This window comes from Algoriphagus sp. UBA3586 (assembly GCF_002376385.1).
Classification (GTDB): domain Bacteria; phylum Bacteroidota; class Bacteroidia; order Cytophagales; family Cyclobacteriaceae; genus Algoriphagus; species Algoriphagus ornithinivorans.
The window spans coordinates 21989-34685 of sequence record NZ_DFMT01000028.1; the positions used below are offsets into that span (position 1 = coordinate 21989).

At 41.2% G+C, this 12697-nt stretch carries 11 protein-coding genes; 8 read left to right on the forward strand and 3 right to left on the reverse strand.

Annotated features, from left to right (window positions below; translation table 11 throughout):
• Positions 1-231 (reverse strand): Kazal-type serine protease inhibitor family protein, encoded by a 231-nt coding sequence (locus B2906_RS09345; protein ID WP_144607553.1) that lies wholly within the window; start codon positions 229-231, stop codon positions 1-3.
• 252 nt (positions 232-483) lie between these two features.
• Between B2906_RS09345 and prfA the strand changes: the two genes are divergently transcribed.
• Complete coding sequence (gene prfA, locus B2906_RS09350) at positions 484-1560, forward strand: peptide chain release factor 1 (RefSeq protein WP_144607552.1); 1077 nt, start codon at positions 484-486, stop codon at positions 1558-1560.
• 84 nt (positions 1561-1644) lie between these two features.
• Complete coding sequence (locus tag B2906_RS09355) at positions 1645-2169, forward strand: GNAT family N-acetyltransferase (protein ID WP_144607551.1); 525 nt, start codon at positions 1645-1647, stop codon at positions 2167-2169.
• Positions 2170-2184: 15 nt separating this feature from the next.
• On the opposite strand, the gene B2906_RS09360 is transcribed toward B2906_RS09355, so the two are convergent.
• Both B2906_RS09360 and B2906_RS09365 read right to left on the reverse strand, forming a co-directional pair.
• Positions 2185-3408, reverse strand: a complete 1224-nt coding sequence (locus tag B2906_RS09360) for a cystathionine gamma-synthase family protein (RefSeq protein WP_219957434.1) — start codon at positions 3406-3408, stop codon at positions 2185-2187.
• A gap of 214 nt (positions 3409-3622) precedes the next feature.
• A complete protein-coding gene (locus B2906_RS09365) occupies positions 3623-6436 on the reverse strand; it encodes a YCF48-related protein (RefSeq protein WP_219957433.1) in 2814 nt (937 codons plus the stop codon).
• A 153-nt stretch (positions 6437-6589) separates the two neighbouring features.
• Between B2906_RS09365 and B2906_RS09370 the strand changes: the two genes are divergently transcribed.
• The 6 genes from B2906_RS09370 (at position 6590) to B2906_RS09395 (ending at position 12673) form a co-directional block, all read left to right on the forward strand.
• Complete coding sequence (locus tag B2906_RS09370; RefSeq protein WP_144607548.1) at positions 6590-7240, forward strand: Tll0287-like domain-containing protein; 651 nt, start codon at positions 6590-6592, stop codon at positions 7238-7240.
• A gap of 60 nt (positions 7241-7300) precedes the next feature.
• Complete coding sequence (locus B2906_RS09375) at positions 7301-8287, forward strand: formylglycine-generating enzyme family protein (protein ID WP_255590427.1); 987 nt, start codon at positions 7301-7303, stop codon at positions 8285-8287.
• Positions 8288-8336: 49 nt separating this feature from the next.
• Complete coding sequence (locus B2906_RS09380) at positions 8337-9620, forward strand: Gfo/Idh/MocA family protein (RefSeq protein WP_370627642.1); 1284 nt, start codon at positions 8337-8339, stop codon at positions 9618-9620.
• A 195-nt stretch (positions 9621-9815) separates the two neighbouring features.
• The gene (locus B2906_RS09385) at positions 9816-10727 is read left to right on the forward strand and encodes a hydroxypyruvate isomerase family protein (RefSeq protein ID WP_286938618.1); all 912 of its coding nucleotides are present in this window, start codon (positions 9816-9818) and stop codon (positions 10725-10727) included.
• 6 nt (positions 10728-10733) lie between these two features.
• Positions 10734-11777: a YCF48-related protein gene (locus tag B2906_RS09390; protein WP_219957430.1), complete on the forward strand. Its 1044-nt coding sequence runs from the start codon at positions 10734-10736 to the stop codon at positions 11775-11777.
• Between the two features lie 161 nt (positions 11778-11938).
• Complete coding sequence (locus B2906_RS09395) at positions 11939-12673, forward strand: HisA/HisF-related TIM barrel protein (protein ID WP_144607545.1); 735 nt, start codon at positions 11939-11941, stop codon at positions 12671-12673.
• Positions 12674-12697 lie beyond the last annotated feature (24 nt).

The window sequence follows — 12697 nt, forward strand, 5'->3', positions numbered from 1 at the left end:
TTAATCCCCACAAGTACCTTGGGTAAAGGAAGTAATCCCTCTGGACCTAGCCTCACAATCATTGCCATAGGTAATCCCATTACACCCACATACAGGTGCATAGATTTGGTAGCAAGCTGCAGTATCCTTGACTAACCTTGAATCATAACAATCAGGTGGAAGCTCTTCATCGCATTGAAATGCTGAAAAGAGGAGAACGCAAATCGCTGATATAAAGGATAATCGTTTCATCTGTTTATAATTTGTTTTTTCAGTGGTCAGATGGAATGCCCTACCCCGATTTATCGGGGCATCCCCCTCCCTATCCGCCGCGGCGGACGGGACAAGTTGTGTGAGATTTTTCCTCATGGGCATTTCATAATTTCAATAATAATATCAATGTAGGAGACGAAAAATCAAATCTAAATGATACAAGGACAATTATAAGGAAAGGAATCAGCAACTAAAGATAAATCCTTAATTTTGCCTTGCGAATAAAATAGTATGCTGGACAAATTACAATCAATAAAAGAACGGTTTGAAGAAGTGGGTCAACTGATCGTGTTGCCTGAATCCATGGCGGACATGAGTAAGTATGCCAAGCTAACCAAGGAATATAAAGACCTTGAAAAAATTGTAGCTGTATACGATGAGTATAATCTAGTCCTGCAAAATATTTCGAGTTCCAAGGAAATTCTGGATAAAGAAAAAGATCCTGACTTTCGAGATATGGCTAAGGCTGAGTTGGAGGAGTTAAAGGAAAGAAAAGAAGAGCTTGAAAATGAATTGAAGCAATTACTCATCCCCAAGGATCCCAATGATTCCAAAGACTGTATTCTTGAAATTAGAGGAGGAACCGGTGGGGATGAAGCCGCAATTTTTGCTGGAGATTTATTTAGAATGTATGAGCGTTTCTGCGAAATGCAGAATTGGAAGCTTACTGTTTTGGATTTAACTTTTGGATCAGCAGGTGGATACAAGGAAATTATCGCTACCATTTCCGGTGCAGATGTATATGGAATGATGAAATATGAATCGGGAGTTCATAGAGTTCAGCGAGTTCCAGCTACCGAATCTCAAGGGAGAGTTCATACTTCAGCAGCTTCAGTGGCAGTTCTACCTGAAATGGACGAAGTGGAGGTACACTTGGACATGAATGATATCAGAAAAGATACTTATTGCTCATCCGGGCCTGGAGGACAATCTGTCAACACCACTTATTCTGCCGTAAGACTAACTCACAATCCTACAGGATTGGTTGTGACATGTCAGGACGAAAAGTCTCAAATCAAGAACTTCGAGAAAGCATTGAAGGTACTTCGTTCGAGATTGTATGAGATTGAGCTGGCAAAACACAATGAGTCTGTTGGAGCTCAAAGAAAATCTATGGTTGGCAGTGGTGACAGATCGGATAAAATCAGAACCTATAATTATCCACAATCACGAGTGACGGATCACAGAATCAACAAAACCGTATACAATCTACCCGAGGTAATGGACGGTCACATTGAGGAATTTATCTCCGCTTTACGCTTTGCAGAAAACTTGGAGAAGATGCAGAGCTCGGGTTTGGAGGAATAATTTTTCCTTTTGCATAATTGTTGAATGAATATTGCAGAATGTGATTTTTGACTAGTATCTTGAAGAAATAACTGAAAAGTTCTTATGATCATTGCCGGAGAAAGAGATATCAACCTAGTGACATGGAATGAGGCCCATTTCCATCAGCTATATCCTCTTGCCAACAACCCAAAAATAGCCATGAATCTGAGGGATAGTTTTCCTCAGCCTTATACCATTCACGATGCCCGGCATTGGATCGAACACAATCAAAAGTTTAATCCCCCTCAGAATTTTGCTATAGAGTTTCAAGGAAAACTAGCAGGAGCAATCGGCTGTGAAAGAGGGAAGGATGAATTGAGAACCAATATGGAATTAGGTTTCTGGGTTGGTGAACCTTTTTGGCGAAAAGGAATTGCTACGGAGGCTGTGCGTTTATTTACCAAGCACCTGTTTGACAAATTCGACATTCAGCGAGTTTATGCTCAAGTATATGATTTCAACGGGGAATCTATGAATGTGCTTGAAAAAGCAGGCTATATTCCTGAGGCAATTTTGAAAAAAGCATTTATTAAACGAGGAGTAGTCGGCGACTTATTTCAATATGTAAAAATAAGAGGCGAGGAATAATCCTCGCCTTTTTTCTTAAACCTGCTCTAGAGCCTGGCTGACGTCGGCAATCAAGTCTTCATAATGCTCCACTCCTATGGAAAGGCGAACCAACTTTTCTGATATTCCCAACATTTTTCGGTCTGCATCACTTACATCCGAATGAGTCATAGTAGCCGGATGCTGTGCTAAGGACTCCGTACTCCCTAGGGAAACGGCCAGTTTGAATAATTTGAGATTATCCAGAAAACCAAAGGCCTCTTTTTCTCCTCCTTTAATATCGAAAGAAACCATCGCCCCGGCACAGCTAAGCTGTTTCTTATAAATATCGTATTGCGGGTCTCCTTCTTGTAAATGCCCAAGGAAATATACTTTTTCTACTTTTGGATGAGCTTTCAAAAAATCTGCCACATTTCGGGCATTTTCAGCCTGCTGAGTCATTCGAACCTTTAGAGTTTCCAAACTTCTCATCAATAACCAACCTGTCCAAGGTCCGGCCATATTTCCCAAAAATGTCCGAAGGGTTCTGACTCTTTTCATCAGCTTGGCATTTCCCAATACCGCTCCGGCTATCAGGTCAGAGTGCCCACCGATATATTTGGTAGCGGAATAAACAACCAAATCCGCTCCATGCTGTAGTGGGTGTTGCCACAATGGTCCCATATAAGTATTATCCACTACAAGCTGGGCGGGAGATTCTTTGTCTCCTAATTGCTTTGCTACTTTGCTGCATAGCTCCAAGTCAAAGAGAGAGTTGGTAGGATTGGCTGGAGATTCTACATATACCATTTTGACTTGATGCCCTTTTGCTTTCGCCAAAAGTTCATCTTCTGTCTCATTCTCCGTAAATCCGATTCCTTTGATCCCATATTCTGGTAAAACTTTGTTGATAAAGTGATCTGTTCCGCCATAAACAGGCATACTGTAAAGCAGGGCATCTCCCGGCCTCAGGAATTCAAGAAAAACAGTAGATATAGCAGACATGCCGCTCTCAAAAACGCAACACTCTTCCGCCTGATCCCAGAGAGATAGTCTTTCTTCCAAAATCTGTAAATCCGGATTATTAAGGCGAGAGTAAATCAAACCAGGTTGCTCGCCTACGTTTCTTTCCCGCTTGCCATAAGCAAGCTCAAAAAACTCTTTTCCCTCTTGGGCGCTTTTGAATACGAAAGTGGACGTCTGAAAAATTGGGCATTTGACTGCTCCCTCAGACCATTCCGGCTTGTATCCATAGGACATCATTAAACTTTCTGGGTGCATGGGTATTTGGGTTTATATTTTACTCAAATCACCATAAAAGTTTTTACTTTTTCAATTCCTAATTCCTTATTTTATTTTGTATCAAAAGTTCATTCAGTCCTATATTCTGAATTTTTTGAAATAAATTAGATATTGTTCTTTATTGACAGAATATTATTTGGAATTCTTAATCAATGAAGCGCTTCTCCTTTAACTAATTAGGAATTGGATAATTTTAACGAATCCAGATTTTCTTACTGATCAATCTATCCTTATTCGAAAGTCTAAAAATCAATAAGCCTTTTGGCAAGTCTGTTAATCTTATACTTTTTAAACCCGGGGAAACAGGTGTGGAAAAAACTACCTGACCTCGCTGATTGGAAACTTCCACCCAGTTCCATGTATCCAAGAAATCAGATTCTATAAATACATCCCCTTCACTTGGATTGGGAAAGATTTTTAAAGTACTGTCTCCGCTGTTTGGTTCCAAGGCTGTGATCAAACTTACTTGAACGCCCAATTTAATTTCCTCGCTAAAATTACAGGAATTCTGCGCTCTTACCTGAACTTCAAAATTACCTTCACTTTCCCATCTAACTCGAACTTTCCCAGTTCCTTGACCCTCAAGGATTCTACCACCCGCGCTTAATGACCACTGATAATTATGGCCCTCATTGACTGCTACTGAATAGGTTTGTTCTCCTGGAGGCACTAGGTTCTCTCCTGAAATTTGGTCCGGAGCAGTAGGTAATGCATTGATTTGGATGGGAAGAGTGATTGTTTCCCTTTGACCACAAGCATTTTCTGGGGTAGCTTTCAAACTTCCAAGTCCAGGGTTTATCCATTTAACTAGAACAGTCGAGGTACCCTGTCCGCTGAGTATTTCTCCGCCATTGGCTTCCCAAGTGTAGCTGATACCCTGCAGATTTGGAAGCTGGTAAGACTCCTCATTCGTCTCACAAACAGTCCCATTTCCATCAATTTTCAGATTAGCTGGAGGTAATTGAGATACATTGACCTCCAGAAAAGAGGTTTCACCTGCTCCGCAAAAATTGCTTCTACTTACAAAGATGGCTTTTCTTCCCGGGTCTGTCCATTCGACTTCAACCGTATTGGTTCCTTGCCCGTTGATGATTTGCCCTCCATCAACTCTCCATACCAATTGAGTTCCGGCTATTTGGTTATCTGTAATTCGGTATATCTGGCTTTCAAGGCAAGTCTCTGAAGCACCAGAAATCTCACTTAATGCTCCAGTGGGGGGGACACAATTATAGATGAGAATACTTCCGTCGTCCCCGGCTGCATAAGCTATGAAAGGGGTTCCCGCGCTGACGGCATTCAGGTTTCTACTGGTCCCTGTCTCGATTTTTGTCCAGGATTCTCCTCCATCCTTGGTTACTAGCGCCAATCCATTCTTGCCGGAAATAAAACCAAATTGGCTATCGAAAAAATCAACTGAAAGTAAATCTTCGGTAGTTCCACTGTCAATACTTCTCCAAGTCTCAGACTTGTCCTCAGTTTTGATAATAGTACCTCCATCCCCGACGGCTATGGCTTGAAATTCCCCAAGTTTTGCTAACCCATTGAGATTCCTGCTTGTACCCGAATTGACCGGCTCCCATTGACTTCCACCAAAAGAATATAGAATTAAGCCGTTTTCGCCAATTGCAATTCCAATAGCAAAATCAAAAAACATCAAATCTTTCAAATTGGTCGTGGAATTAGAAGTAACACTTAAATCCCAAGTACCTCCAGAATCGGAAGATCTAGTAATAAAGCCATTAGTCCCTGCCAGGTAAAGAACCGAAGGTGCAAAAAGATAAAAGCCATCTACTCGTTGGGTAGTGTTAATACTAAATTCTCCCCACGCTGAGCCTGAGTTACTAGTTCGATAAATCTTACCCCCAGGACCTGATATATAGCCAAAGGCAGTATTCCAAAAATCAATTGCACTGATGGTAAATTGTTCTGGTATAGGTCTTGAAACAAAAGTTCTGCCTGAAGTAGAGCTAACCAAAAACTCTCCTCTTTCACCAGCCACAAATCCAACCCTGTCAGTTTTGAAATCTACGGAGGTGAAGTTATTTCTATATCCTGCCAACCTTTGGGTATATGTGCTTCCGGCATTGGCGGAAGAAATCAAGTACCCATCTTGACCGGACGCAAAAACCGTATTGGAACCAGGGATAAATGATAATCCTAAAATATTTCTGGTGTTGGTTGCACCCAAATTAGCTCGCGCAAAACTCGACCCCGAATTCGCAGACCTGACCGAAGTAGCATTTTCACCGACAGCAACAATAATTCTAACATCCCTTGGAGCAATTTTCAAATCATTCAATTTGACATTTGTACCAGTATTCAATAGTTGCCAGGTATTACCCCCATCAATGGTTTTGATCATTCTTCCATTGTCTCCAGCTGCATATCCAATTAATGGAGAGGAGAACCTGACAGCATACAGAGATTCCGTTAGGCCGGAATTTAGGCTTGTCCAGGAAGCTCCTTTATTAAAGCTCCTTAATATCAAACCCTCCTGTCCAACAGCATAAACAGTGTCTCTATTAATAAACTCCACTCCAAAAATAGCTTTCGTTTGGCCTGTGGAATTTTCTTGCCAAGAAGTCCCGTCATTCGTGGACTCGAATATTTTTCCTGATGAGCCCGATATAATCCAATTGTTTTCCCCATTATAGCTGATATCATGGAAATCGGAGGATTGCCCAATGTTTATTTTGGACCAAGAATTACCTCCATCTACAGTTTTTAAAATCAAGCCCGAATTACCTACAGCAAGACCCAAATTTGAATTTTTAAAAACCAGATCTACAACTCTGCCATCGAATTGATAGGTTAATTCTTCCCAAGTTTGGCCGGCATTGCTTGTTTTGATCAATAACCTTTCCCCTCCTGCATAGGCAATGCTATCATTCACCCAAAAAACAGCTTCCAAGTCCAAACCCCAACTTTGCAATCTAGTCCAGGTCTGGGCCTGTGCACAGTGGTACGAAAAGAAAAAAGTAAGGAGTAAGAAAGAGATTTTTTTCATGAAGCTGAAAATGTACTAAAACAAAAATAAGTCATTTACGCTCATGTCAAAGCAGTTTAGTAGAAAGCCTTAAATCCAAACCAAAAAAAACCAATTTTACTGGCCTGTGTTTGATCAAGGTTGGGTATTTTTAATAATACAAATTCGCATAAGATGAAAAAGCAAGTCATATTCTCTCTTTTCCCGGTACTGGTAGCATGTGGATCAGGTGAAAGAGTTTCTAAAGAAGTTTTTGAAGAAGTAAACCAAGCCATGGAGGTGAAAAAGCTGAATGAAGCTGAAATTATTGAAGCAGCCATGATTTGGGGAGACTCAATTAGTCAAGAGGCACAAAACCAACTTATTTCAAATCTCCAAAACGCAATCTCTGAAAAAGGGGTGGCAGGTGCTATCGAGTTTTGCAATGTAAATGCCCTCCCAATTTTACAAGAGGTAGCGAAAAAATACGATGTTAAAATAAAGCGAGTATCCAATCAGTACCGTAACCCCAAAGATCAGCCGGATGAGATGGAAAAAAGGATTTTAGAAACCTATGAGTATGATATGGAGAATAAAATTGAACCATCCCCCAATATTCAAAAAATTGAAAATGGGGAGGTCTATCTCTACAGTAAATCCATCATCATACCAGGAGGACTTTGTCTCAATTGCCATGGCGAACCCGGTAAGGACATAAACGATGAAACATTAAAGAAGCTAAATGAGCTTTATCCACAAGATCAGGCAAAAGGTCATCAGATCGGTGACCTGAGAGGAATGTGGTCCATTAAAATCCCCAAAAAGGAGGTTGTTAAAAGGATGTAATCAATCCAAGAAATTTTATTTTTTATTTGGGGACTTTCCCCTAATTTGATTGACTCATTCATGATTCAGTCAAAATTTATGCTTTTCCGGTATCGAATTCTTTTGCTTTTTATTGCGGCCCTTTTTACAGCATGGATCCTGAAAAACCGTGAACTGTTTGAAGCTTATACTCAAGTCATTCCTGGAACTCAGGTAAAGTTTACCATGGTTCCAATTCCGGGGGGAAGCTTTTTGATGGGTTCGGCTAATGAAAAATATTCGGATGAAACCCCCGCTCACCGGGTCGAGATAGAACCTTTTTGGATGTGCACACATGAGGTCACCTGGGATGCTTTTGAGCTTTTTTTAGACAAAAATTATGAAACAGCGATTTCAGAGGGCCCGATCGGGCAAGTTGTAGACGGCCTTAGCCGTCCAAGCCTTCCTTATCTGGATATGACATTCGGAATGGGAAAAGAAGGAAAGCCGGCCATTGGAATGACTCAATACGGGGCCATTCAATATTGTCATTGGCTATATTTGAAAACAGGCATTTTTTACCGGCTCCCAACAGAAGCAGAGTGGGAATACGCTGCAAAAGCAGGAACTAAGTCATCCTATTTTTTTGGAGAGGATGCAAAGAAGCTCTCCGAATACGCCTGGATAGCAGAAAATTCCAATGAAAGCACTCAAAAAGTTGGCTTAAAAAAAGCCAATCCTTGGGGGCTTTTTGATATCTATGGAAATGTCATGGAATGGACTTCCGACCAATATGAAGCGGACTTTTATGAGAGATCGCCGGAAAAGAATCCACAAAACCCCTCGATAAAACTCTATCCCAGAGTAGTCAGAGGCGGAAGCTATAAGCACAAGGCGGAAGAAATCAGTAGCGCCAGACGATTCCAAAGTGAGCCAAAGTGGAAGCAATTGGATCCGCAAATACCAAAAAGTCAATGGTGGTTCCCTGAAGCACCATTCCTGGGAATGAGACTTGTCAGACCTCTCAACCCACCTAGTCCGGAAGAAATCAAAGCCTATTATACCAAGGCTCCAATAGATGATTATTAAACCTAAAAATAACCTGCTTATGAAACCTGAACATTCACGCCGGAATTTCATGAAAACTTCGGCAATCATTACAGGAGGAATATTAACATCCCCCTTCGTTTTGCCCAAGGCCTATGCTGCGCCTGACAATCACCTCAAACTAGCCCTGATAGGATGCGGCGGTAGAGGCACCGGGGCTGTATTTCAGGCATTCGAAACCGGTCATCCCATCAAACTGGTTGCTATGGCTGATGCCTTCCGGGATAGGCTAGACGGAAGCTTGAAACCAATTTTGGATAAATATGGAGCAGAAAAAGTAGTTGTGCCGGAGGAAAGGAAGTTCGTGGGCTTCGATGCATACAAACAAGCCATTGCTGAAGCAGATGTAGTGATTTTAGCCACACCTCCAGGTTTTAGGCCACCGCATTTTGAAGAAGCAGTAAATCAAGGAAAGCAGATTTTCATGGAAAAGCCGGTAGCAACAGATGCTGCAGGAATCAGAAGAGTTTTGGCTGCGGCTGAAATAGCAAAGGCTAAGAAATTAAATGTGGTGGTTGGACTTCAAAGACACTATCAAAGTAATTATAGAGAAACCATTCAACGAATTCACGACGGTGCGATAGGGGATATTACCGGGGGTCAGGTTTACTGGAATGATGGAGGAGTCTGGGTAAGAGAGCGGCAGCCCGGACAAACTGAAATGGAATATCAAATGAGGAACTGGTATTATTTCAACTGGCTCTGTGGAGACCACATTACTGAACAGCACGTCCATAATATCGATGTGGCAAATTGGGTAAAACAAGGGTATCCCGTGAAGGCTGAAGGCACAGGAGGCAGGCTTGTCAGAACAGGAAAAGAGCATGGGGAAATTTTCGATCATCATGTAGTCACTTTTACCTATGCTGATGGTTCGGTAATTCACAGTGAATGCAGGCATTTCCCAGGCGCAGCAAACAGAGTAGATGAATCTTTTCAGGGAACCAAAGGAAAAGCCTATTTAAGCGCTGGAAATCATGGTAACCTATCCGATTGGAAAGGAAATGCTATCTATTCTCATAATAGGGAAAACAATGTCAATCCCTATCAGCAAGAACATAATGAACTTTGGGATGCACTTTTCAAAGGTGAATACAAATTTGCCGATGCCGAGAATGCTGCCAAAAGTACCATGACCTCTATTATGGGTAGGTACGCTACTTATTCAGGAAAAGTATTGACTTGGGAAGAAGCCTTAAATGGCAAAGTGGACCTTTTCCCTGAAAAATTAGCTTGGGATACTTCGCCTAAAGTATTGCCAAATGAAGATGGCTACTATCCTCATGCGATTCCAGGAAAGACCCAGGTGATTTAATGAAAAAAAATTATCAGGTAGTAAAAGCCCTTGATTGGAAAAACAATTTCATACTTGACATAAAAAATTGATCTACACATGAAATGTCCATGAGGAAAAATCTCACACAACTTGTCCCGTCCGCCGCGGCGGATCGGGAGGGGGATGATTACCCTGGGCATTCCATCTGACCTTTGAAAAACAAATTATAAACAGATGAAAAGACGAGGATTTATAAAAAAGCTGGGTTTAGGAGGAACAGTCATGAGTGTTTCAGGGGCATTAAGCTTTCCAGCTTACTCCGAGAGACTTGAAGAAGAGCCTTTCAAAATGGATTTTGCCCCGCATTTTGGGATGTTTAAGAATTCAGCCCCTGGAGGTTTAGCCGATGAACTGAAGTTTATGGCGGATCAGGGATTTCGCTCCTTGGAAGACAACGGGATGCTAGGTCGATCCATCGATGATCAGAACCTAATTGCCAAGACCATGGAACAATTAAATATGAGAATGGGAGTATTTGTTGTGGATGGTGGAGATAATTGGAAAACATCCCTGACGACTGGCAAGCAAGAGTTTCTGGACAACTTTCTGAATACTTGCAAAAAATCCGTTGAGGTTGCAAAAAGAGTCAATGCCAAGTGGATGACTGTTGTGCCAGGCTTTTATGAAAGACGAATGCCAATCGGAATCCAAACAGCCAACGTGATAGAAGCTTTAAAGCGAGGAGCGGAAATATTCGAACTCCATGGTTTGACTATGGTTTTGGAGCCCCTAAGTGACACCCCAGAGCTTTTCTTAAGAAATGCAGATCAAACTTATATGATATGTAAAGCGGTGGGCAGTCCTTCCTGTAAGATACTTTATGATATCTATCACATGCAGCGAAACGAGGGAAACCTTATTGCCACCATGCAAAATACCTGGGATGAGATTGCCTATATTCAAATCGGAGATAATCCAGGCAGAAAGGAACCAGGAACAGGCGAAATACATTATGGTAATGTTTTTAAATTCATTCATGAAAAAGGATTCGACGGAATTCTAGGAATGGAGCACGGCAATGCCATGCCAGGAAAGGATGGAGAGTTGGCATTGATTGATGCTTATCGAAAAGTAGATGTTCAATAAATAAAAATGATTCAAAAAAAATTGTTGGCGCTTGCCTTAGGGCTAGCGCTTTTTTCCTGTCAAAAAGTAAGTCACGAAGTAGTACCAGAAAAACCTCAAGGTTGGGAGATCTATTCCACACCCAAGGAGAGCTCATTGAGAGGTCTTTCACCCGTTACAGGTGATATTGTATGGGTTAGTGGAAGCCGGGGAACTTGGATGCGCACATTAGATGGTGGCAAAACCTGGGATTCAGGTACCATAGCCGGATTAGATACCGTAGATTTTAGATCTATTTATGGTTTTGATGCAGAAAAAGCAGTAGCAGTATCAGCTGGTCAGCCTGCTGTCATTTATAAAACCCTGGATGGAGGAAAAACTTGGGTGTTAAAGCATCAAGCCTCTGAGAAGGCCTTTTTAGACGGGATAACATTTGCTACTGAAGAGCGAGGCTATGTCTTCGGAGATCCAGAAGACGGGCGATGGACAATTTTGGAAACCGTAGATCAGGGAGAAAGCTGGAGATTGATAGATTCCCTACCCCAAGCAGCTGAGGGAGAGGCAGGATTTGCTGCCAGTGCATCTTCTTTGATCGCTGAAGGTGATCACCTATACTTAGGCAGTGGCGGAAAAGAGGCCAACCTTTACGTCTCAAAAGATCGGGGAAATTCATGGGAAAAATTTAAAAGCCCATTACAACAAGGTGAATCTTCTCAAGGTATTTTTGCTTTGACCTCGACAGGTAAAGGAGAAATTATTGTCACAGGTGGTGATTATCTTCATGAAAATCAAAATGAAGGTAACTTAGGGATTTTTCTACCAGAAGATAAAAAATGGATCAATTCGGAAACTAGTGTTTTTGGATATAGATCGGGAATTTCTTTTTTCCCGAGATTTCAGTGGGTAGTGGCTGTAGGTCCTAATGGTACTGATTTTTCCAAAGATGGAGGTTTAAATTGGGAGAAAATTAGCTCAGAAAATGAGGGCTTTCACGCTGTGAAAATGAGTCAGTCAGAAGGTACCCTATGGGCATCTGGTGCACAAGGAAAAGTAGGAAAATTGACATTTTGAAAACAAACAGGTGAATTTTTTAACCTATTTGGAGAAAATGCACGTATCCTATTAAATATTAGTAAAGAATTAAAGGATATTTATGAGTAAAGACAGACTCTGTATTATCTTTGATTGAAAATTTTTATCTTATCCAACTAATCCCAGTAAATAGAATCAATATGTTTGAAATTATTCCTTCAATATGGCTTATCAATGGCAAGTGCGTTCGTCTAAAAAGAGGCGATTTCGCTACTGAAGAGGTAATTTCCAATAACCCTCTTGCTATAGCGCAGGAGTTTGAGTCTATCGGACTTAAAAGACTTCATCTCGTAGACTTGGATGGAGCCAGAAGAGGCGAGCCTAAAAACTATCACATTCTGGAAGCAATCACAGGCTATACGGACCTGAAAGTTGACTTTACAGGAGGGGTTACCACTGATGGAGACGTGATTAAATGTTTCGAATTTGGAGCAAAATCAGTTACTATTTCCTCAGCAGCCGCGAATTACCCAGAGCGGTTTGCACAATTTATCCTTTCCTATGGCAGGGAAAAAATCAATCTTGCTGCTGATACTAATCCAGTAGATAATAAAATTAAAATCCGTGGTTGGTTGAAAAAGACCAGTATTGATTTATTTGATCATATTGAGTTTTTCTATGATAGAGGACTGAAGTATCTTAAATGCTCTGACGTTTCCAGGGATGGAGTGATGGAAGGGCCAAACTTGGAACTATACCAAAGAATTATTGATCGATTCCCTACAATTCACCTTGCAGCTAGTGGTGGTATTAGAGGAATCGATGATTTTAAAAAAATGAGAGATATCGGAGTCAGGTCCGCTGTTTTTGGAAGAGCCTACTATGAAGGTAAAATCACCTTAAAAGACCTGGAAAACTTTATACAAGAAGCATAAAAAAAGAGGCCAAAAAGCCTCTTT